We start from the raw sequence: 19,516 nt of genomic DNA on the forward strand, positions 1-19,516 counted from the left end.
TCGCGCATTGACTTCCGCCGGGTCGATCGATCAAGGGAATGACCAATGCCAGACATGCCCCATGCGCTTGCCCGCCCCCTCGTCGTCCGCCAGGCGGCAACCCCCCTCGGCGGCAAGATTCGCGTGCCGGGCGACAAGTCGATCAGCCACCGGGCGTTGATGTTCGCTGGCCTGGCCCAAGGCGACACTCGCATTACCGGCCTGCTGGAGGGCGAGGACGTCCTGCGCACGGCAAGCGCGATGCGGGCGCTCGGTGCGGTCGTGACACGCCAGGCCGACGAGAGCTGGCGTGTCTCCGGCCGCGGGATCGGCCAGCTTGCCGAGCCGGAGGACGTGCTCGACATGGGCAATTCCGGAACCGCCGCGCGCCTCCTCGCCGGGATCCTGGCCAGTCATCCGATCGTCTCGGTGATGACCGGTGACGCCAGCCTGAGGGGCCGGCCGATGCGCCGGGTGATCGATCCGCTGAGCCTGACCGGCGCGTCGTTCACCGCCCGCGCCGGCGGCCGGCTGCCGCTCTGCATCGCCGGGTTGGGCGAGCCGAAACCGCTGTCGTACCGGCTGCCGGTGGCCTCGGCGCAGGTGAAGTCGGCGATCCTGCTGGCCGGCCTCAACACCAGCGGCGAGACGGTCGTCGAGGAACCGGCACCGACCCGCGACCATAGCGAGAACATGCTCCGCCATTTCGGGGCGGAGGTTTCCGTCGAGCCGACGCAGGCGGGTCATGGCCGGGGGCGGGTGATCCGCCTGACCGGCCGTCCGACCCTGGTCGGACGCGACGTCTCGGTGCCGTCCGACCCGTCCTCGGCGGCATTCCCGTTGGTCGCGGCGCTGCTGGTGCCCGGCTCGTGCATCACCCTCGAGGCGGTCGGGCTCAATCCCCTGCGCACCGGACTGATCGCCACGCTGATCGAGATGGGCGCCGACATCCAGGTCATGAACCAACGGGTCGAGGGCGGCGAGCCGGTCGGGGACCTGGTGGTGACGGCGAGTGCGCTGACCGGCGTGGACGTGCCGGCCGACCGCGCGCCGAGCATGATCGACGAATATCCCGTGCTGGCGGTGGCGGCTGCGTTCGCCTCCGGCACGACCCGGATGCGCGGGCTCGAGGAGCTTAGGGTCAAGGAAAGCGACCGGCTCGCCTCGACCGTGGCGCTGCTCACCGTGAACGGGGTGCAGGTGACGGTGGACGGCGACGACATGATCGTCACCGGCGGCCGCTCCGTTCCGGGCGGTGGCCGGGTGGCGACGCAGATGGACCACCGGCTGGCGATGAGTGCGGTCGTGCTCGGCCTGGGTGCGGAGAAGCCGGTGACGATCGACGATACCAGCTTCATCGAGACCAGCTTCCCCGGCTTCACCACCCTGATGAACCGGATCGGCGCCTGCCTCCCTGTGGATGTCCCGGCTTGACCGTGCGGCTGGTGGTGGCCGTCGATGGTCCGGCGGCTGCGGGCAAGGGCACGCTGGCGCGTGCCCTCGCCGAGGCGCTGGGGCTTCCCTACCTCGATACCGGGCTGCTCTACCGTGCCGTCGGGCGTCGGATGCTGGATGCCGGGCTCGCCGCATCGGAGGATGCCGGCCCGATCGCGCAGGCGCTGGTGCCGGCGGATCTCGAGCGGACCGACCTGCGCACGCCCGAGGTGGACCGCGCCGCCAGCCTGGTCGCCTCGCAGCCGGCGGTTCGCTCGGCACTGCTCGACTTCCAGCGCGGGTTCGGCGCCCGCCACGGCGCGGTGCTGGACGGGCGCGATATCGGCACGGTGATCTTTCCCGATGCGCCGGTGAAGCTGTTCATCACCGCATCCACCCGGGCCCGCGCCGAGCGCCGCTGGCGGCAGATCGGCGGCGACGTCGCCCTGTCGGAGAACGTGCGGATCGCCGCGATCGAGGCGGTGGAGGCGGAACTGCAGGCCCGCGACGAGGCGGATTCCGCCCGTGAGGTCGCCCCGTTGCGGCCGGCAACCGATGCCGTCGAGATCGATACCGATCAGCTCGATGCGCAGGCCGTGCTGCAGGAAGCGCTGCGGATCGTGCACGAGCGCACCGCCGAACACGCCCGGACCGCAGCGATTTCTTGACTCGGAGCATGCGCGGGTGTTTGTGCGCGACGCAGGCGTAGCTCCATCGAAACGGGCTCGTCTCGTCATAGCCGGTCCGTAACGGCACAGACGCATCCCGCCTCTGGCCCCGGACACGACGTGCTGCCGCCGATCGAGGTTGCAGGGCGCAAGACCGTCAGCAGGGCCAGTCGCGCCCGGCTTCCGACGCAGGAAATTTCTGCCACATGGCATCAGCCACACTCGCCCGTCCGCCTGTCGATCATTTCGGCGGCGAAGATTTCGCGTCCCTCCTCGACGAGACCCTCGGCCGTGACGTCGGCTTCGACGGTTCGGTCGTCACCGGCACGGTGATCCGCCTCACCGAGGAATTCGCGATCGTCGATGTCGGCCTCAAGAGCGAAGGCCGCGTCTCCCTGAAGGAATTCGGCGTTCCGGGCATGGACCACGAGGTCAAGCCGGGCGACGTCATCGAGCTGTATGTCGAGCGTTACGAGGACCGTGACGGCTCCATCGTGCTGTCTCGCGAGAAGGCCCGCCGCGAAGAGGCGTGGACCAATCTCGAGAAGGCATTCGAGGGCAGCCAGCGCGTCAACGGCACCATCTACGGCCGCGTCAAGGGCGGCTTCACCGTCGACCTCGGCGGTGCCATGGCGTTCCTGCCCGGCTCCCAGGTCGATATCCGCCCGGTGCGCGATGTCGGTCCGCTGATGGGCAGCCCGCAGCCGTTCCAGATCCTCAAGATGGACCGCGCTCGCGGCAACATCGTCGTCTCGCGCCGTGCGGTTCTTGAAGAGACCCGTGCCGAGCAGCGCAGCGAGCTGATCCAGGGCCTGAAAGAGGGCATGATCCTCGACGGCGTGGTCAAGAACATCACCGACTACGGTGCGTTCGTGGATCTCGGCGGCGTCGACGGGCTTCTGCATGTCACCGACATCGCCTGGAAGCGCATCAACCACCCGTCCGAGGCGCTGCAGATCGGCCAGGCCGTCCGCGTTCAGGTCATCCGCTTCAACTCGGAGACCCAGCGCATCAGCCTCGGCATGAAGCAGCTCGAGGCCGATCCCTGGGAAGGTGTCGCCGCGAAGTATCCGCCGGGTGCCCGCTACAGCGGCCGCGTCACCAACATCACCGATTACGGCGCCTTCGTGGAGCTGGAAGCCGGTGTCGAGGGTCTCGTGCACGTGTCCGAGATGTCCTGGACCAAGAAGAACGTCCATCCGGGCAAGATCGTCGCCACGTCGCAGGAAGTCGACGTCATGGTGCTCGATGTGGACAGCTCCAAGCGCCGTATTTCGCTCGGCCTCAAGCAGGTCCAGCGCAATCCGTGGGAAGTGTTCGCCGAGGAGCACAAGATCGGCACCACGGTCGAAGGCGAGATCCGCAACATCACCGAGTTCGGCCTGTTCATCGGCCTGTCCGCGGACATCGACGGCATGGTCCACATGTCCGACCTGTCCTGGGACGAAGCCGGCGAAGCCGCGATGGCGAACTTCGAGAAGGGCCAGGTCATCCAGGCCAAGGTGCTCGATGTCGACGTCGAGAAGGAGCGCATCTCGCTCGGCATCAAGCAGCTGCATGACGATCCCGCCGCGGACACCCTGTCCCGCGTCAATAAGGGCATGGTCGTGACCTGCGTTGTGACCGCCGTGCAGGCGAACGGCATCGAAGTGAAGGTCGACGAGGTCCTGACCGGCTTCATCCGCCGCGCGGAGCTCGCCCGCGACAAGGGCGACCAGCGTCCGGAGCGCTTCGCGGTCGGCGAGAAGGTCGATGCCAAGGTGGTGTCGGTCGATCGCGCGTCCCGCAAGCTCTCGCTGACCATCAAGGGTCGCGAGGTCGAAGAGGACAAGCAGGCGATCAACGAGTACGGCTCGTCCGATAGCGGCGCGTCGCTCGGCGACATCCTGAGTGCCGCGATCCGTCGTCGCAGCGCCCAGACGCCGGAATAACCAGCTCGAACTGCTCCCGGCAACGGGAACATGACGAACAGGGAGGGCGGCACCAGCAATGGTGTCGCCCTTCTTGGTATTCGGCCGTCGGATCACCTAATTTGGATGGATCGACCTGATGGGAGCGGAGCGGTGTCGCCAGTGACTATTTCGACAAACGATCCTGCCTGTTTCGGATCGGTTGCCGACAAGCGTGTGCTCGGCCTGCTGGCAGGTCGGTTACGCGTTCCAGCCGACTTGGACTCACCCCTGCCGGACGACGTGCTTGCCGATTTCGAAGGCCGGAACCGCTGAGCATCGTCTGGTTCCCTCCTGACAGAACTGCCGGAAGCACCTGCTTATGAGTTTGGCCGACAAGGTTAACCAGTTCGACGGCTGGCTGCTGGACCGGATCTTCCAGCCGGCGGTCGACCGGCTGCCGGAAAAGCCGTCCGGCTTCGATATCGGCATGAGCATGCAGCTCGGCGCGGTGGTGCTGGATGCGGCTTCGCTGGTCGCGATGGTGGCGACCGGGCGGATGGGCTTCGGCAACGCGACCTGGAACGTGCTGACCTGGCTGTTCGCGGCGTTCTTCTACGTCTCGATCTCGCGGATGCGGCCGCTGGTGAAGCCGGGTCACGCCAATCCCCTGCGGTTCATGCTGCAGGGTCTCCGCCCGCTCTCGATCCCGTTCGCGATCTACAGCCTGTGGATCATGATGCGCGCGCCGCCGATGCTCGAGATGGCCCTACGCTTCAATGCGCTGGCCAATTTCGTCTACGTAGTCGGGCTGTATTTCATCTCGTGCCAGCCGAAGCCGCCCGCCTTCCGTCGTACGGTCGTGGACTGGACGCCACGCGAGGCCCGCAGCAAGGCCTGATCCCAGGCGGGCAGTTCAGTCGTCGACGATCCGGACGTGTTTCAGCCGCATGGCGATGATCGCGCCACCGATGGTCAGCCATAGCCCCCACCACAGGATCAGCCGCAGGTTCAGGTCGCGCAGCAGCAGCGCGATCGTGACACCCTGCGAGGCGACTGCCAGCACCGAGGCGAGCAGCAGCATGCCGATCGGCAATGCCAGGGGAGAAGCCCGGTAGGCAGCCGGATCGGCCCGCGCATTCAGCGGCGCGCAGGCGATCGACAGGATCGCGGATATGCTGGCTCCCAGTCCGCTGACCCGGATGATGCTGGCGACGTCCAGTCCTGCCATCAGCGGAACGGCTCCGATCGCCCCGAGCAGCAGAAGCGGCCATGCCGGCACGCCCTTCGCGGTGGTCTTCCCGAACGCATGCGGCAGCCAACCGTCCTGGGCCGCCATCAGGATGCTCCGGCTTCCCCACAGCATGTGCGCGTTCATGATCCCCAGCATGCTGACGATGCCGGCGCCGAGTTCGAACAGCACCAGCGGCAGTGGTCGCATCACCGACGCCGCCACCGCGGTCAGCGACCGCCCGCCCGCGCCGGGTGAGGGCACGCCCGCGGCAACCAGCGTCACACACACGTAGAGCAGGGCTGCGCACACCGTCGCGCCGAGGATGGCGACCGGGATATCGCGCCCGGGCCGGCGCATTTCCCCCGACAGTTCCGACACCAGCGTCGCGCCGCTGATCGGGAACGTCAGCAACGCCGCCGCCGACAGCAGGCCATGCCATCCATGCGGCAGCAGGTCCGCCAGCCGCGCCGGCTCGACATGCGGTGCGCCGGCCACGGCGAGCCACAGCAGCGACAGCACGACGGCGGCGGTGATGACGATGCCTGCCCGCGCCGACACCCCGGTCCCGAGCAGGTTCAGCGCCAGCACCGATCCCAGTGCCGCAAGCCCGCCAAGCCTCGCCGATACGACCGGCACCAGCATATGCAGCGTCGTCCCGAACGTGACCGCATACGCGGCCAGCCCGACATGGGTGCTCAGCACCATCCAGAAGGCGATGAAACCGGCCGGAGCGCCGATGAACCGGCTAGGCCACCGATACAGGCTGCCCGACATCGGCCGGGCCGCGCCGAGCACTGCATAGGGAAGACTGACCAGCAGCACCACGATGCAGGCAAGCAGGTAGGCCGGCGCGGCACCGGCGCCGGCGAGCCCGATCGCGGTCCCGGTCAGGACGATCACGCCACCGCCGATGACCTGTTTCAGCGACAGGCAGAACGCCATCGGCAGTGTCAGGCTCGGCTTGAGCCTATGCATGTCGGGAGTGGTCGCATCGGCCATCGTCGCTGAAGCCCGCCTGTTGAGACAGCGTGGTCGCTGCCCGCAACAAACGTCGGGACAGCCGTCGGATGAGCGATCCGAGCCCATCAAGCTCGCGTCAGGAGCGGAAGCACCGGTCGCTATTCGAGGGCTTCACCGAAGAGCGGTAGAAACTGGCTGTAGATAGTCAGACCCGCCCCCAACGGTCATGGCACGGGTAGAGGCTGCCTCAGAAGTCGATGCAACGACCCTTGACCGTCCAGTCGCCGTAGCGCGTCGGCTCGAGCCCCTTCGGACCACCGATTTCCGGCTCTGCCGGCTTCTTCTCGGCTTCTGGCGCGATCGTGGAGGGGACGGACGGGTCGGGCTGGGTCTCGGGTTCGTTGCTCATGGATTTTACATGGGCATTGCGGTCCGGCGCTGCGAGGCTCCTGCAGCCTAATGGTGCTCGGATTGGGCCAGCCGTTGTTCCGCAAGCTGCCGCCAGGGTGCATCTGCCGGTGCCGCATCGAGTGCGCGCCGGAACAGGGCAGCCGTTTCCGGCCCGACCGCGCCATCGGCCCGGCTTTGCGCCTCTGCCGCCTGCATCGCCACGGTCGGATCGAAACCATGCGCGATCGCCACCCGCCAGGCCGCCGCCGCCGCGCCCCAGTTGCCGCGGGACGCTTCCGCCTGGCCGAGCAGGATGTATCCCTGGCGCGCCTGCGGAGCAGCCGGGTTCATCTTCGCCAGTCCCTGCCGCAGCGTGTCGATCAGGCTGGCGTCTTCCTGCTCGCTTGTTTCCGCCTGTGCCATGCGCTGGCCGATCGGTTGCGCGGGCAGGTCCGGCCGTCCGCCGGACAGATAGAGCAGCAGTGCCACCGGCGGGATGATCGCCAGGACCAGCCAGCTCCGGTTCCGGCCCAATACGGGCAGCGGCGCGTCGGGCGTAGCGGCGGCACGGAGCAGGCGGCGCTCGACCTCCAGCCTAGCTCCGTCATGCTCGGACGGCGCGATCAGGCCGCCGTCCCGGTCGCGCTCGAGCTCGCGAAGCTGCGCGCGGTGCAGCGCCAGTGCCGGCTCGCGCCGGGTTCGCGGGATCGATTTACCTCGCGCGGCCATGATCGCGGCGCGGCCCGCCGGCACCAGCACCAGCAGGCAGAGCAGCAGGATCTCGATCCAAAGGGTCGCCTGACCGGTCACCGTGTCACCGCAACAGCTCGGCAATGCGGATGCGTTCGGCTGCTTCCAGCGGGGCCGGCGGCAGCGCCCGCCGTCGCATGCCGAGCCAGGCGGCGACCAGCCCGGCCACAAGTGCCAGCGGTGCCGAGGCCCAGAGCAGGAGCGTGACCCAGGTCAGCCGGGGCCGCAGCCGGATGAAATCGCCGTAGCGGACTACCATCCAGTCCATGATCTGGCGGTTGCTGTCGCCCGCCGCGACATGTACCCGGACCACGTGGCGCAGGTCGCGGGCGAGGTCGGCGCCGCTATCCTCGATGCTCTCGTTCTGACAGACCAGGCACCGAAGCTGCGAGCCGATCGCCTCGGCGCGCGCTTCCTGCCGTGGGTTCTTCAGCATTTCGGCCGGGTCGCTCACCGCCAGGGCGGGCCCCACGAGGATCGTTGCCAGCAACACCGCCGGCAGCAGCGCGAGGAGGAGACGTCTCACCGCCTGAGCTCCGCCGCCAGGGGCAGCACTTGCCGGTCGATGATCTCCTGGGTCAGCGGCCCGGCCGTGTGCCAGGCGATCGTGCCGCCCGGCCGGATCAGGAAGCTCTCGGGCACGCCCGAGACGCCCCAGTCGATCGCCGTAAGCCCGGGCCGGTCCGCTGCCAGTCTCGCGTAGGGCGACCCGGTTCGCGTCACGAACCCGGCGGCATCGTCCGGCCGGTCCTTGTAGGCGATGCCCCATACCGGCAGCCGACCCTTCAGGCTGATCAGGAGCGGGGCCTCGATGACGCAGGGGATGCACCACGAGGCGAAGAAGTTGACCAGCAACGGAGCGGTCGCGGCGCCGAGGTCGGCGCTCGAGAACCCATGGCCCGGCGCCTGGTCGGGCAGGGCGAACGGCGGCACCTGCCGGTTCAGCGCCGGGGCATGGATGTCGTGCGGATCGAACGAGCCGCGGCCCATCCCGGCCAGCATCGCCCAGAACCCGACACCGACGGCAGCGGCTCCGGCCAGCGGCGCGATCGTCAGCACCCGCCGCCGCGACAGGAGCGATCCGGGCGGCATCATTCGGCCGGGACCGCGACGGCGTTGCGGGCACGCCTCGGTGCACCGACCCGCACCCGGCGGTCGCTGAGCGACAGGGCGCCGCCGATCGCCATGATCAGCGCGCCGAGCCACATCCAGGGTGCCAGCGGATTATAGTGCAGCCGCAGGATGGCGGTGTGCTCGTTGTCCTTGCCGGGGCCGCTATCATGCTCGTCGCCGAGCACGGCATAGAGGTCGGCCATGCCGTTGGTATGGATCGCCACCTCGCTGGTGGTCTGGTTCTGGCTGGCGAAGTCGCGCCGCGACGGGTGCAGCACCGTCACCAGATGGTCGTGGCGACGGACCTCGATGGTGGCGACCCGGGCGCGGTAGTTCGGACCCGCGGCATCGGCCAGGCCGGTCAGGGTCCAGCGATAGCCGGCAAGCTGCACGCTGTCGCCGGTGTGCACCGCGACGATGGCATGGCTCGCATCGGACATCGCGGCGAGGCCGATCACCGTCACCCCGGCACCGGCATGCGCCAGGGCCGCGCCGAACACCGCGCGCGGCAGCATGCGCGCGCGGTGCAGGCTGTCCCGGAACGCCGTCCCCCGCCGGTGGCCGATCCGCTGCAGCAGGCTGGCGGCACTCGCGGCGATCACCCACACGCCGAGCACGAACGCGACGATCGGGAGAACCCCTTTCAACCCGCGTGCCGCGGCCAGCCCGACGATGCCGGCCAGCAGCCCCGCCCACCACAGGCGGGCAAGCACCGGCGCCAGTTGCGCGCGCTTCCACGGCAGCATCGGGCCGATCGCCATCGCGGCCAGCAACGGCAGCGCCATCGGGGCGGCGGTGGCATCGAAGAACGGCTTGCCGACACTGATCGCGCTGCCGAACAACAGGCTGGCGAACGGCGGATACATGGTTCCGGTCAGCACCACCGCGCAGATCGCGCACAGCAGGATGTTGTTCATCACCAGCGCGCCCTCGCGCGACAACGGCGCGAAGGTGCCGCCGGCGCTGAGTTTCGGCGCGCGGATCGCGAACAGCAGCAGCGCGCTGCCGATCACCAGCGCCAGCAGCCCGAGGATGAACACCCCGCGGGTCGGGTCGTTGGCGAACGAGTGCACCGAGTTGAGGATGCCCGAGCGCACCAGGAAGGTGCCGGACAGCGACAGCGAGAAGGTGCCGATCGCCAGCAGCACGGTCCAGACCTTCAGCGCCTCGCGCTTCTCGACCACGATCGCCGAATGCACCAGCGCGGTGCCGGTGAGCCACGGCAGCAGCGAGGCGTTCTCGACCGGATCCCAGAACCAGTAGCCGCCCCAGCCGAGCACGTAGTACGACCACCAGGACCCGAGCGCGATGCCGCAGGTCAGGAAGCACCAGGCAGCGACCGCCCAGGGCCTGACCCAGCGGCCCCATGCGGCATCGACGCGGCCTTCCATCAGGGCGGCGACGGCGAAGGCGAACGGCACCGCGAACCCGACATAGCCGGCGTAGAGAATCGGCGGATGGAAGGCGAGGCCGGGATCCTGCAGCAGCGGGTTCATGCCGTGCCCGTCGACCGGCGCCGGCCAGACCCGGTCGAACGGGTTCGAGGTGAACAGGCAGAACAGCTCGAAGCCGGCGGCGGTGCCGCCGAGCACCCCGAGCACGCGTGCCTGCAGGGTCGAGGGAAGCGTCCGCCCGAACCAGGCGACCGCGCCGCCGCAGAGTGCGAGGATCAGCGACCAGAGCAGGATCGAGCCCTCATGGTTCCCCCAGATCCCGGTGATCTTGTAGAGCAGCGGCTTGGCGATGGCGCTGTTCTCGGCGATGTTGGCGACCGAGAAATCGTCGCCGATCGCCGCCGCGGCGAGGCACACGAACGACAGCGCCAGGCAGGCGAGCTGCCCGAACGCCAGGGCCGGCGCCGTCGCCATCAGCCTCGGATCGCGTCGCCACGCACCGGTCAGCGGCAGGACGAACTGCGCGACCGCCAGGCTGCAGGCCAGCGCCAGGGCGAAGCGGCCCAGCTCCGGGCTCAGCAGGGTGCTCAGGATCATCGGGTTGTGCATCCCCATCCAGGGCGCCGCATCGAGGGCTTCAGCTCGGATGCGGGGCGTTGGTGGTCATGGTGTTCCAGCTCGCAGCCGAGGGCGGTGGTCCGAACCTCGGGTCCCAGCGTCCGGACTTTCGCAAGGCGGCGGCGACGTCCTTCGGCATGTAGGTCTCGTCGTGCTTGGCCAGCACCTCGGCGGCGCGGAAGCTGCCGTCCGGCTGCATCTCGCCCAGCGCCACGACACTCTGACCCTCGCGGAACAGGTCCGGCAGGATGCCGACGTAGCTGACATGCACCGCCTCCTGCCCGTCGGTGACGGCGAACTGCTCGGTCGGCTCGTGTCCCGCCTGGTGCTGCTGGTGCAGCGATCCGGCCACCACCATCCCGCCGAGCCGGATGGTGCGTCCGGGGAGCGGCGGCTTGGCCAGGATCTGCGACGGCGCCATGAAGAACACGATGTTGGCGCTGAAGGCCTGCAGTGTCAGCGCCGTCGCCGAACCGAACCCCAGCACGCAGCCGCCCACCAGCCACAGCCTGCGCGACTTGCGGGTCATGGAATGGGTCGTCGGCGCGCGTCCACCGCATCCAGCCGGCGACGGGCGCGCCTGAGCCGGAGCGACGCCGAGATCGACAGGTACAGCCCCATCGCGAGGGTGACGCCGTAAGCTCCGGCAACATAGGGCAGGTGCGTCATGGCGCGGCACCGCTCAGCAGCAGCGACCGGGTGCGGGCTTCCATGACCGCCGCGCGCAACCGTGCCAGCACGATGGCGGCGAACCCCAGGCTGAAGCCGATCGTGCAGACCAGCAGCGGCCACAGCATGCTGAGCGACATGGTCGGCGCGCCGGTCAGGGTGATGCTGTCCGGCTGGTGCAGGGTGTTCCACCACTGCACGCTGAACTTGATGATCGGCAGGTCGACCGCGCCGGCGAGTGCGAGGATCGCGGCGGCCCGCGCACCGCGCCTCGGATCGTCGAACGCCCGGATCAGCGCGACATGGCCGAGATAGAGAAAGAACAGCACCAGCACCGAGGTCAGGCGCGCATCCCAGACCCACCAGGCCCCCCACATCGGCCGGCCCCAGAGCGAGCCGGATACCAGGCAGAGGCCGGTGACGCACGCACCGACCGGCCCGATCTCGGCAGCGGCGAGATCCGCCAGCGGATGTCGCCAGACCAGCGACAGCAACCCGCATACGGCAAGCGCCATGTAGCCCAGTGAGCCGAGCCAGGCCGCAGGGACATGGACGTACATGATCCGCACCGCATCGCCCTGCTGCCAGTCGGCGGGCGACAGGAACAGGCCCCAGGCCAGCCCGACAGCGGTCAATACGATCGCCGGCCAGGTCAGCACCGGCTGCAGCCAGCGTCCGAGCCGAAGGAAACGGCCCGGATTGGCGAAACGATGCAGCCACGCGCCGAAGCCGCCTGGTCGCGGAACGGGCTGTCTGGAGCCGGGCTGGTCGGAGGCGACGAGGTGGGTGGCTTGCAAGCGGCGACGGATCCCTGATTGCCGGCGATCGACCACGACCGCCATTCGATCGGGAACAGCCTCCGGCTGTCCCGTTCCGATCAACAGTCCTACACTAACATGCCGAAGTGCCCGCCATACCAATCCGGCCTCCAGCCTGCGAGGAACACGACATGCTGTTCGCCATCATCTGCTCCGACCGCCCCAACAGCCTCGATACGAGGCTCGCCGCCCGCGAGGCGCACCTGCGTTATCTCTCGACCTATGTCGACCGGATCGTGCATGCCGGCCCGATGCTCGACCTTGCCGGCCGGGCATGCGGCAGCCTCCTGATCATCGATGTCGAGGACCGCGCGGCCGCCGAGGGCTTCGCGGCGAGCGATCCGTATGCCGACGTCAATCTCTTCGAGAGCGTGGTGATCAGGGGGTATCGCGCGGTCTTCCGCGACGGCGCGCTTGCCGAATGATCTTCGCCGACCGGCAACCGGGGTGCGTTCGATGAACTACTGGCTGATGAAATCCGAGCCCGAGTCGTTCTCATGGGAGCAGCAGGTGGAGAACGACGTCGAACCCTGGACCGGCATTCGCAGCCACCAGGCGAAAAAGAACCTGCAGGCGATGAAGGTGGGCGACCGGGCGTTCTTCTATCACTCGAACACCGGCAAGGAGATCGTCGGGGTCGTCGAGGTGGTGCGCGAGGCCTATCCGGATCCGACCGCCGATACCGAGGCCTGGGTCTGCGTCGACGTGAAGGCGATCGGCCCGATGCCCACCGCCGTCACGCTTGCCGCCGTCAAGGCCGATCCTGAATTCGAGGATCTGGCGCTGGTGCGCCAGTCCCGGTTGTCAGTCGTCCCGGTCTCCAAGGCGCACTGGCAGCGCCTGTGCGAACTCGGCGGCTGGCACGACGAAAAGCAGCGGCCTGGGCGGCGAGGAAAAGCCTAGGGCGAGCCGTTCATGCTCTGTGCCAGGATCGCGTTCTGGCCGTTGCCGGGCTGACCGGCGAACGTCGTGTAGGTGGCATCGCCGTTATAGGCGGGTGTCACCGGAGCCGAGACCTGGGCGGACAGTCCGAGCACCCGGAATAGCTCGCGGTGGTTGGTATTGCGCGGCGTCTGTTGCGCGTCGGCCGGAGGAATGCCCGGTCCCTGCTGGTCGAGGACAACGCCATTCGACTGCTGCGATGCCGCGGCACTCGAGGTCGATGCCGGTTGGCGAGGCTGCGCGACAGCCAGTGTCGATACCAGACCGATGCATGCGACCAGGCTGGCACTTCCGAGCAATGCACGGCTCATTCTGGAAATACGCATGGCTTGGTCCTTTTTGTTACGAACGAGGCGGGATTGATCATTTAGACTGCCGGTGAACGCAGACGGTCGTGGCAAAGCTATCACTTTTCCGCGAGGCGGATCATTGTAGCGCTTGTGATCCACGGTCCTTCGTTCCGCCACCCGTCCCGACACATCTTGACGCAAGCGTAACCAATTCGGCTCATTTCCAGCATCTGGGGGTAGATATGCAGCATGACAAGCCATCCCTGACGCTGGGTGCAAGGATACGTGCACTGCGCCGTGCACGGGGGTTGACCCAGGATCGGCTGGCGAACTCGACCGGCGTGTCCAGGAGTGCCGTCGCTCAGTGGGAGAGCGACAGGGCCGGCCACAGCACCGGCATGTTGCGGCGTCTGGCGGACGTGCTCGGCGTGTCGGTTAACACGCTCAACGACGGCTGGGACACGACCGCGACCGACACCGTATTGACCCCGCACGAACTCGCCCTGATCCATCTGTATCGAACTTGCAACGAGGAAGATCGCGCCGTGCTGATGCAGGTGGCCAGCAAGATCGCGGCGTCGACCAGGATCGACTGAGCCGATCCGGGCACGATCGCGTCACGCGGCAATCCGGGCCAAATCGGCTTGCTGATGCGTGCAGCCTCTGGTCCTGTCGGCGCGTTGCTGGCTGGTCAAAAGGAGAAGCCCATGAGTGCCACCACACGGACCGACCTGTCCCCTGTGAGCGGTCTTGCCTCGATCGGGCTCAGCCCATCGGCCCGCGGCGAATTGCAGCGCGTCCTCGAGCAGCTCGAATCGGGTCGTGGCGTCCTGGTCCGCCTTGCCGACCTGATGGGCGGCGCGGTCGGTCAGGCGACCCGCCTCGGTGTAAAGGGCCTCGGTCTGGCGCCCGGCCTGCAGGCGAAATTGCGCGGGGTTGCCGAAAGCTCCATCTCGCGCGCCTTCGACATCGCCGTCGTCGGATTGAAGCAGCCAATCACCGGAAGCGCGCTGGCGGAAGCCGGCCAGCGGCGGCGCTGGCGCGAGCACGTGACCCACGGTGCCGTGACGGTCTCGGGAGCACTCGGAGGCCTGGCCGGCTTTACCGGGCTGTTGCCCGATATAGGGTTCACCACCCTCACCATCATGCGCGAGATCGCCCGGATCGCCCGCGAGGAAGGCGAGGACCTGTCCACCCCGGATGCACGCCGGGCCTGTCTCGAGGTGTTCGCGCTGCGGCCGATCGAGGCATCCGAGGAACAGAGCGAGCTCGGCTACTTCTCGGCGCGTGCGGTACTGCGCGGCCGGCCGGTGGTCATGCTGCTGTCGGAAGTCGCATCGCATTACGGGCTCGCACTGTCCCGCAAGGTTGCCCTGCAGATGATGCCGGTGGCCGGCGCGCTGTGCGGGGCATCGCTGAACGCTGCATTCCTCTCGCACTACCGCTCCCTGGCGCGGGCGCATTTCACCATCAGGCGACTGGAGCGCACGCACGGCACGGGCGTGCGGGAGGCGGTCGAGTCCATCCGCCATAACCTAGCCGAACGCGTCGCCACCACCTGAGGCGCATCGGCCTCCCGCCGGGGCAGGGCGACGTCAGCTTCTCCGTTTCAGGAGGTTGAGCGTCGCCGCCACGACCGCGAATGCCAGGTAGATCAGCATCATCCGGAAGCCCAGCCGATGCACCAGATGCGGCATCATCAGGCCGAGTCCGCCGGATATCAGCGCGAACACCGTGAAGACCGTGGCCATGTACATCAGCAGTCCCCGCTCGTGGTGCTGCCACTCTTCATGCGACCAGATCCAGGGGCCCATTGCCGGCATGGATGCTGGCGATGTTGTCCAGGGCGCGGAGGCCCATCGCCGTCCGGGTCTCCATCGTGGCGCTGCCGACGTGCGGCGTCAGGAACAGCTTCGGATGATCGAGGAAGCGGATGTCGATGGAGGGCTCGTTTCGGAATACGTCGAGCCCGGCCGCAGACAGCCGCCCACTGTCGAGTGCGGCGAACAGCGCATCCTCGTCCAGCAGCGAGCCACGCGCGGCATTCACCAGCACGGCCCGGTCCGGCAGCAGCGCCAGCTGGCGGGTGCCGATCAGCGTGTTGGTATTCGGTCCGCCGGGCACATGCAGGCTCAGCACCTGGCAGCGGGGCAGCATCGCATCGAGATCTGATACGAAGATCGCCTCCTGTTCCAGTTCGGGCGGCAGCCTGGTCCGGTTGTGATACAGCACCTGCATGCCGAAGCCGCGCGCCCGGCGTGCGACCGCCCGCCCGATGCGGCCCATGCCCACGATGCCCAGGGTCTTGCCGGTGACCTGGATGCCGAGCAGTTCGGTCATCCCGAGCGGGCGGCCCCATCCGCTGCGAATGACCGCGGCATACTCGGTCGCGCGCCGGCAGGCGCCGAGGATCAGCATGAAGGTGAGGTCGGCGTTGCAGTCGGTCAGCACGTCGGGGGTGTTGGTCAGGATGATGCCGCGATCCTGCAGCGCGCGGCGATCGATATGGTCGAACCCGACACTCACCGTCGCCACCTGACGGACGCAGTCGGGCAGCGCGTGGATCAGCGCCGCCGGCACGCTGGTGCCGCTGGTGACCAGCAACGCCTCCGGCCGATGGGCCAGTGCTGCCTCCAGCAACTGGTCCGGCGACAGCATGACCAGCGGCAGCGCCGGAGCCTCGAACTCGGCCTCGATCCGGGCCGCCACCATGGGCGGCATGTCCTGGCTGCCGACCAGGCGCGGTCGGGCGGGTAGGCTTGGGATGGCTTGGCTCATGGTCTCTCCTAAAGCCGCTTCGGCAAAACGCGAAGGGTGCGGGCCAGGGCCTGATCCCGCTCATGCGGGGCCTTCTCCGGCGTGACGCGGTGCCCCATCATCAGGACATGCTGAAATCCTCGCCTTCCCTGACGGCCGAGCTGTTGCTTCAGGCCTATCGGGTCGGGCTGTTCCCGATGGCGGAGAAACGGGATTCCGAGGAACTCTACTGGCTGGATCCCGAGATGCGCGGCGTGCTGCCGCTCGAGACGTTCCATCTCTCGCGTCGCCTGCGCCGCACCGTGCTGTCGAGCCCGTACGTCGTCACCGCCGACCAGCGGTTCGAGGCGGTGATCGCCGCATGTGCCGCGTCCGCGTCGGGGCGCGAGGAAAGCTGGATCAATCCCGAGATCGAGCGGCTGTTCACCCAGCTGCATCGTCAGGGTCACGGCCACAGCATCGAGTGCCTGCACGACGGCGAACTGGTCGGTGGCTTGTATGGAGTGGCGATCGGCGGCGCGTTTTTCGGCGAGAGCATGTTCAGCCGGGCCCGGGACGCATCGAAAATCGCCCTCGTCCATCTGGTTGCACGCCTGCAGCTTGGTGGTTTCACCCTGCTGGATACCCAATTCACCACGGAACATCTGGCCCAGTTCGGTGCGTTGGAGATTCCCCGGGCGGTCTATCGGCATCGGCTCGGCCTGGCGGTCGCCAGCCAGGCGAAGTGGGTGGCTGCACCCGCGGCCGATGCCCTGGCCGGTGCGATCGCCGGCCTTGGCCGGGAGACCGAATTCCCCATGCTCACGAATCCGTGAGAATGGCATTGACAGGCAATGGCAGGCGGACGCCATGTCCGCGTCCCACACGAAGGAGATGAGTATGCGCTCAGCAAGCATCGGGTTGTCGGCACTGCTGGCGACCATGGCGGCCGGCACCGTTTCCGCCCAGGCACAGATAGCGAGCCCAACGGTGGTGGCGCCGGCGCAGGCAGGTATCGGTCCGCAGCTCATGCCGACCCGCGATGTCTCGGTGCTCTACAGCGTGCAGCCCGAGGGAGCGCCCGAGCCCGAGCCGGTCCATGTCTACTTTCGTGGCGGCGGCGGTCTGATGCGCGTGGATGGTCCGGCCGGCCAGGACGGCAACAGCCAGGGCCAGATGATCCTCGATCGCGAGGCCAAGATCATGACGGTGGTGCTGAACGGGCCTCGCATCTTTATGCAGATCCCCGAGCAGGAGGAAGTCCGCTCGCCGTTCGTGCTGGATGCCTCGATGCACTTTACCCGCACCGGCACCGGCAGCGTCGCCGGGCTTGCCTGCACGCAGTGGGCGATCGCCACGCCCAAGGGCGGCGCGACCGCCTGCGTGTCGGCGGACGGCGTCGTGCTGAGCGAGTCCGGTGTCGATGGCCAGGGTGCGCGCGGCGAGCTGGTGGCGCAGACGGTGCAGTATGGCCCGCTGGCCGCGGCCCTGTTCGCACCGCCGCCCGGCTACCAGCGCACCGCGCACCCGCAGAATATGGGGGCCGGGATGAACGGCGGACCAGGCCAGGGTGGACCTGCCCTGTCGGGACCCCAGGCCGGCTTCACGCCCCAGGCGGGGGCGGGACCGCAGAACATCGCGCCGGGCAACGTGCAGGGTCAGTGATGGGGCCCCGATGATGGTGAGATCCATCGTGCTGCTGGCGCCGGTTCTGCTGCTTTGGATGGCGGCGGCAGGCCATGCGCAGGCTCCGGACCATCCGTACGTGGTCCCGCAGCACGATGTCGACGTGCTCTATGCGGTTCCGCTTCCGGCTCCGGCCGGGCAAGCCGGCAGCCGGGCCGGGGAACCGGTGAAGGCGATCGAGCAGCGTATGCGGTTTGCCGCCGGCCTGCAGCGGCAGCGGGTCGACCCTCCCGGGCCGGGCACCTACATGATCACCGACTACCGGGCCGGGCAGCTGATCATGGTCCAGCCGGGACAGCGCATCGCCACCTCGATCCCCGCACCGGGCGGTCCGATTGCCACGCCGGGAACACGTGCGACCGGCGACTATACCCGCCTCGGCCCACAGACGATCGCCGGGGTCGGCTGCACCGACTGGCGCACACGCGACGATTCCGGCAACCAGAGCGTGGTCTGCCTGACCGGGGACGGGGTCCTGCTGCGTGCGATGCAGGCGGACCATGTCCTGGTTCAGGCGGTCCGGGTCACCTTCGACCGGCAGGACCCGACGCTGTTCGACGTGCCGGCGGGCTTCAGCCTGCAGCGACCTGCCGCCCGGGCACCCTAGGCAGACTCCCCCCGATCGACCTCAGGCCGGAACAACGTCGGGACGGTTCCTGGGGAAGCGGCCGATCACCGACGGATCGATGTTCAGGTGCTGCGCCACCAGTTGCGGCGGCGCATGGGTCAGCCAGTCAGAGAGGGAAACCTCGGCGTAGCGGTCGGTCTTGAAGATCTCCAGGAACTGCAGTTCGGTCTTGCCGGTGTTTTGGATGTAGTGGCCGAGGCTCTTCTTGACGTAGCCGAGGTCGCCGGGGCGGAAGTCGGCGGTCTGCGCCTTGGGCCCGGTGTTGAACACCGTCATCCGCGCCTCGCCCTTGATGTAGTACTGCCACTCGTCGGCGTTCGGATGCCAGTGCAGCTCGCGCATGCCGCCCGGCTCGACGGTCACCAGGGCCGCTGCGACAGTCTTCGAGATCGGGAAGTTGCGGCTGTCGGCGATCTGCACCCGGCCCCCGGCGGTAACCTTGTTCGGGGTCATCGCCGACAGGTGGAATATCACAGGCTCGGCCCCGGCCACCGCGTCGACCGCCTTGCGATCCTCCGCGAGCGGGCCAGGCTCCTTGCCCTCGAAGATCCACAAATTCGACAGCGGGATATTCTTGAAGGTCTCGGCAGGCACATTGAAGTTCAATGCAAGCACCTCCGGCGGCGTATGCGCCAGCCAGTCGGTCAGCAGCAGCGTGTTGAACTCCGATGCCATGCCGTTGTCGAACGCCAGCAGGAACTCGGCGCCATCCGGCCCGATGCCCTGCAGCGAGTGCGGCAGGCCGGGCGGGAAATACCAGAGGTCGCCGGCGGCGACGTCGTCGATGCTGGGCCGGCCCTGCTCGTCGATCGTGGTGATGCGGCAGTTGCCGGTGAGCATGATCGCCCACTCGGCCTGCTGGTGCCAGTGCATCTCGCGGATGCCGCCGGGCGCCAGCCGCATGTTGACGCCCGAGATGCTTTCCGAGATCGCAAAGTCCGCCTGCGTGACCTCCCGTGCCCAGCCGCCATTCTGGATCCGCCGGTGGGCATTGTTGAACGAGGCCCAGAACAGCGGCATGCCGTCGACATCGGTCGCAGGCGGATCCTGGAACGATGGAAACTGCCCCGCCAGCGCCGGATTTTGCGGTCCCGGATTGGTCAGGCCCGTGGGCGTCGCCAGGGCATTTATCCTGCCTTGTGGCGGCATGTCGGGATTGCCGAAGGAGGCGGCGCGGGCCGCGGTAACTGCGCCGAGGCCGGCGGCAGCTGCAAGCAGGCCGCGGCGAGGGAGAGGGTTCATGGCACTGGTCCCAACAGGTGATTTGTTGTGACCTGTTTATTGGACTTGCCGATTAATCAAACTAAATTTATTGTAA

24 protein-coding genes are annotated in these 19,516 nt (G+C 68.1%); 11 read left to right on the top strand and 13 right to left on the bottom strand.

What is annotated here, in order from left to right; all coding sequences use genetic code 11:
* Positions 1-54: 54 nt before the first annotated feature.
* The 4 genes from aroA (at position 55) to HN018_RS04890 (ending at position 4,871) form a co-directional block, all read left to right on the top strand.
* Entirely contained in the window at positions 55-1,413 is a 1,359-nt protein-coding gene (gene aroA, locus HN018_RS04875; protein ID WP_171834950.1) for a 3-phosphoshikimate 1-carboxyvinyltransferase, read from the top strand.
* On the top strand, positions 1,410-2,081 hold the full coding sequence (locus HN018_RS04880; RefSeq protein ID WP_171834456.1) for a (d)CMP kinase: 672 nt from the start codon (positions 1,410-1,412) through the stop codon (positions 2,079-2,081). Before aroA ends, HN018_RS04880 begins: the two co-directional genes overlap by 4 nt.
* A 206-nt stretch (positions 2,082-2,287) precedes the next feature.
* Positions 2,288-4,012 carry a 30S ribosomal protein S1 gene (rpsA, locus tag HN018_RS04885; RefSeq protein WP_171834457.1) on the top strand — a complete coding sequence of 575 codons (1,725 nt, stop codon included), beginning with the start codon at positions 2,288-2,290 and terminating at the stop codon, positions 4,010-4,012.
* Between the two features lie 340 nt (positions 4,013-4,352).
* Positions 4,353-4,871, top strand: a complete 519-nt coding sequence (locus tag HN018_RS04890; RefSeq protein ID WP_171834458.1) for a hypothetical protein — start codon at positions 4,353-4,355, stop codon at positions 4,869-4,871.
* A gap of 15 nt (positions 4,872-4,886) precedes the next feature.
* On the opposite strand, the gene HN018_RS04895 is transcribed toward HN018_RS04890, so the two are convergent.
* The 9 genes from HN018_RS04895 to ccmC form a co-directional block, all read right to left on the bottom strand.
* Complete coding sequence (locus tag HN018_RS04895; protein WP_171834459.1) at positions 4,887-6,203, bottom strand: APC family permease; 1,317 nt, start codon at positions 6,201-6,203, stop codon at positions 4,887-4,889.
* A gap of 208 nt (positions 6,204-6,411) precedes the next feature.
* On the bottom strand, positions 6,412-6,573 hold the full coding sequence (locus HN018_RS04900; RefSeq protein WP_171834460.1) for a DUF1674 domain-containing protein: 162 nt from the start codon (positions 6,571-6,573) through the stop codon (positions 6,412-6,414).
* 47 nt (positions 6,574-6,620) lie between these two features.
* On the bottom strand, positions 6,621-7,364 hold the full coding sequence (gene ccmI, locus HN018_RS04905; RefSeq protein ID WP_171834461.1) for a c-type cytochrome biogenesis protein CcmI: 744 nt from the start codon (positions 7,362-7,364) through the stop codon (positions 6,621-6,623).
* Positions 7,365-7,368: 4 nt separating this feature from the next.
* Positions 7,369-7,830 carry a cytochrome c-type biogenesis protein gene (locus HN018_RS04910; RefSeq protein ID WP_171834462.1) on the bottom strand — a complete coding sequence of 154 codons (462 nt, stop codon included), beginning with the start codon at positions 7,828-7,830 and terminating at the stop codon, positions 7,369-7,371.
* On the bottom strand, positions 7,827-8,399 hold the full coding sequence (locus tag HN018_RS04915) for a thioredoxin domain-containing protein (RefSeq protein WP_171834463.1): 573 nt from the start codon (positions 8,397-8,399) through the stop codon (positions 7,827-7,829). Before HN018_RS04915 ends, HN018_RS04910 begins: the two co-directional genes overlap by 4 nt.
* Positions 8,396-10,393, bottom strand: coding sequence for a heme lyase CcmF/NrfE family subunit (locus tag HN018_RS04920; protein ID WP_171834951.1), 1,998 nt, complete (start codon positions 10,391-10,393; stop codon positions 8,396-8,398). Before HN018_RS04920 ends, HN018_RS04915 begins: the two co-directional genes overlap by 4 nt.
* A 55-nt stretch (positions 10,394-10,448) precedes the next feature.
* Positions 10,449-10,958, bottom strand: coding sequence for a cytochrome c maturation protein CcmE (gene ccmE / locus HN018_RS04925; RefSeq protein WP_171834464.1), 510 nt, complete (start codon positions 10,956-10,958; stop codon positions 10,449-10,451).
* Positions 10,955-11,098, bottom strand: coding sequence for a heme exporter protein CcmD (gene ccmD, locus HN018_RS04930; RefSeq protein ID WP_171834465.1), 144 nt, complete (start codon positions 11,096-11,098; stop codon positions 10,955-10,957). Before ccmD ends, ccmE begins: the two co-directional genes overlap by 4 nt.
* Positions 11,095-11,814, bottom strand: coding sequence for a heme ABC transporter permease CcmC (ccmC, locus tag HN018_RS04935; protein ID WP_239479251.1), 720 nt, complete (start codon positions 11,812-11,814; stop codon positions 11,095-11,097). Before ccmC ends, ccmD begins: the two co-directional genes overlap by 4 nt.
* A gap of 233 nt (positions 11,815-12,047) precedes the next feature.
* Between ccmC and HN018_RS04940 the strand changes: the two genes are divergently transcribed.
* Positions 12,048-12,341, top strand: a complete 294-nt coding sequence (locus HN018_RS04940; protein WP_171834467.1) for a YciI family protein — start codon at positions 12,048-12,050, stop codon at positions 12,339-12,341.
* Positions 12,342-12,372: 31 nt separating this feature from the next.
* Positions 12,373-12,819, top strand: a complete 447-nt coding sequence (locus tag HN018_RS04945) for an EVE domain-containing protein (protein ID WP_171834468.1) — start codon at positions 12,373-12,375, stop codon at positions 12,817-12,819.
* Here the strand turns inward: HN018_RS04945 and HN018_RS04950 are convergent.
* Positions 12,816-13,184, bottom strand: a complete 369-nt coding sequence (locus tag HN018_RS04950) for a hypothetical protein (RefSeq protein WP_171834469.1) — start codon at positions 13,182-13,184, stop codon at positions 12,816-12,818. The two genes, HN018_RS04945 and HN018_RS04950, sit on opposite strands and share 4 nt — an antisense overlap.
* A gap of 206 nt (positions 13,185-13,390) precedes the next feature.
* On the opposite strand from HN018_RS04950, the gene HN018_RS04955 reads away from it, so the two are divergent.
* Complete coding sequence (locus HN018_RS04955; protein WP_171834470.1) at positions 13,391-13,744, top strand: helix-turn-helix domain-containing protein; 354 nt, start codon at positions 13,391-13,393, stop codon at positions 13,742-13,744.
* Between the two features lie 111 nt (positions 13,745-13,855).
* Positions 13,856-14,710: an EcsC family protein gene (locus HN018_RS04960; RefSeq protein WP_171834471.1), complete on the top strand. Its 855-nt coding sequence runs from the start codon at positions 13,856-13,858 to the stop codon at positions 14,708-14,710.
* 33 nt (positions 14,711-14,743) lie between these two features.
* Here HN018_RS04960 and HN018_RS04965 read toward each other — a convergent pair whose 3' ends face one another.
* Both HN018_RS04965 and HN018_RS04970 read right to left on the bottom strand, forming a co-directional pair.
* Positions 14,744-14,962, bottom strand: coding sequence for a hypothetical protein (locus HN018_RS04965; RefSeq protein ID WP_172443457.1), 219 nt, complete (start codon positions 14,960-14,962; stop codon positions 14,744-14,746).
* On the bottom strand, positions 14,937-15,926 hold the full coding sequence (locus HN018_RS04970; protein WP_171834473.1) for a 2-hydroxyacid dehydrogenase: 990 nt from the start codon (positions 15,924-15,926) through the stop codon (positions 14,937-14,939). Before HN018_RS04970 ends, HN018_RS04965 begins: the two co-directional genes overlap by 26 nt.
* A gap of 107 nt (positions 15,927-16,033) precedes the next feature.
* Here HN018_RS04970 and aat point away from each other — a divergent pair, with 107 nt between their 5' ends.
* The 3 genes from aat to HN018_RS04985 all read left to right on the top strand — a co-directional run bounded on the left by aat (position 16,034) and on the right by HN018_RS04985 (position 18,177).
* Complete coding sequence (aat, locus tag HN018_RS04975) at positions 16,034-16,720, top strand: leucyl/phenylalanyl-tRNA--protein transferase (RefSeq protein WP_171834952.1); 687 nt, start codon at positions 16,034-16,036, stop codon at positions 16,718-16,720.
* Between the two features lie 64 nt (positions 16,721-16,784).
* Positions 16,785-17,549, top strand: coding sequence for a hypothetical protein (locus tag HN018_RS04980; RefSeq protein WP_171834474.1), 765 nt, complete (start codon positions 16,785-16,787; stop codon positions 17,547-17,549).
* A gap of 10 nt (positions 17,550-17,559) precedes the next feature.
* Positions 17,560-18,177 (top strand): hypothetical protein, encoded by a 618-nt coding sequence (locus HN018_RS04985; protein WP_171834475.1) that lies wholly within the window; start codon positions 17,560-17,562, stop codon positions 18,175-18,177.
* Between the two features lie 21 nt (positions 18,178-18,198).
* Here the strand turns inward: HN018_RS04985 and HN018_RS04990 are convergent, their stop codons facing one another.
* Positions 18,199-19,440, bottom strand: coding sequence for an oxalate decarboxylase family bicupin (locus tag HN018_RS04990; RefSeq protein ID WP_171834476.1), 1,242 nt, complete (start codon positions 19,438-19,440; stop codon positions 18,199-18,201).
* Positions 19,441-19,516: the final 76 nt, after the last annotated feature.

Source organism: Lichenicola cladoniae (assembly GCF_013201075.1).
GTDB lineage: Bacteria > Pseudomonadota > Alphaproteobacteria > Acetobacterales > Acetobacteraceae > Lichenicola > Lichenicola cladoniae.

Excerpts from the sequence above, each read along its gene's own strand:
- HN018_RS04990 (WP_171834476.1), bottom strand. The coding sequence starts at position 19,440 with ATGAACCCTCTCCCTCGCCGCGGCCTGCTTGCAGCTGCCGCCGGCCTC.
- HN018_RS04915 (WP_171834463.1), bottom strand. The coding sequence starts at position 8,399 with ATGATGCCGCCCGGATCGCTCCTGTCGCGGCGGCGGGTGCTGACGATC.
- rpsA (WP_171834457.1), top strand. The coding sequence starts at position 2,288 with ATGGCATCAGCCACACTCGCCCGTCCGCCTGTCGATCATTTCGGCGGC.
- HN018_RS04955 (WP_171834470.1), top strand. The coding sequence starts at position 13,391 with ATGCAGCATGACAAGCCATCCCTGACGCTGGGTGCAAGGATACGTGCA.
- HN018_RS04940 (WP_171834467.1), top strand. The coding sequence starts at position 12,048 with ATGCTGTTCGCCATCATCTGCTCCGACCGCCCCAACAGCCTCGATACG.
- HN018_RS04980 (WP_171834474.1), top strand. The coding sequence starts at position 16,785 with ATGCGCTCAGCAAGCATCGGGTTGTCGGCACTGCTGGCGACCATGGCG.
- HN018_RS04900 (WP_171834460.1), bottom strand. The coding sequence starts at position 6,573 with ATGAGCAACGAACCCGAGACCCAGCCCGACCCGTCCGTCCCCTCCACG.
- HN018_RS04985 (WP_171834475.1), top strand. The coding sequence starts at position 17,560 with ATGATGGTGAGATCCATCGTGCTGCTGGCGCCGGTTCTGCTGCTTTGG.
- HN018_RS04960 (WP_171834471.1), top strand. The coding sequence starts at position 13,856 with ATGAGTGCCACCACACGGACCGACCTGTCCCCTGTGAGCGGTCTTGCC.
- ccmD (WP_171834465.1), bottom strand. The coding sequence starts at position 11,098 with ATGACGCACCTGCCCTATGTTGCCGGAGCTTACGGCGTCACCCTCGCG.
- HN018_RS04890 (WP_171834458.1), top strand. The coding sequence starts at position 4,353 with ATGAGTTTGGCCGACAAGGTTAACCAGTTCGACGGCTGGCTGCTGGAC.
- ccmE (WP_171834464.1), bottom strand. The coding sequence starts at position 10,958 with ATGACCCGCAAGTCGCGCAGGCTGTGGCTGGTGGGCGGCTGCGTGCTG.
- HN018_RS04970 (WP_171834473.1), bottom strand. The coding sequence starts at position 15,926 with ATGAGCCAAGCCATCCCAAGCCTACCCGCCCGACCGCGCCTGGTCGGC.
- aat (WP_171834952.1), top strand. The coding sequence starts at position 16,034 with ATGCTGAAATCCTCGCCTTCCCTGACGGCCGAGCTGTTGCTTCAGGCC.
- aroA (WP_171834950.1), top strand. The coding sequence starts at position 55 with ATGCCCCATGCGCTTGCCCGCCCCCTCGTCGTCCGCCAGGCGGCAACC.
- HN018_RS04965 (WP_172443457.1), bottom strand. The coding sequence starts at position 14,962 with ATGGGCCCCTGGATCTGGTCGCATGAAGAGTGGCAGCACCACGAGCGG.
- HN018_RS04950 (WP_171834469.1), bottom strand. The coding sequence starts at position 13,184 with ATGCGTATTTCCAGAATGAGCCGTGCATTGCTCGGAAGTGCCAGCCTG.
- HN018_RS04945 (WP_171834468.1), top strand. The coding sequence starts at position 12,373 with ATGAACTACTGGCTGATGAAATCCGAGCCCGAGTCGTTCTCATGGGAG.
- HN018_RS04895 (WP_171834459.1), bottom strand. The coding sequence starts at position 6,203 with ATGGCCGATGCGACCACTCCCGACATGCATAGGCTCAAGCCGAGCCTG.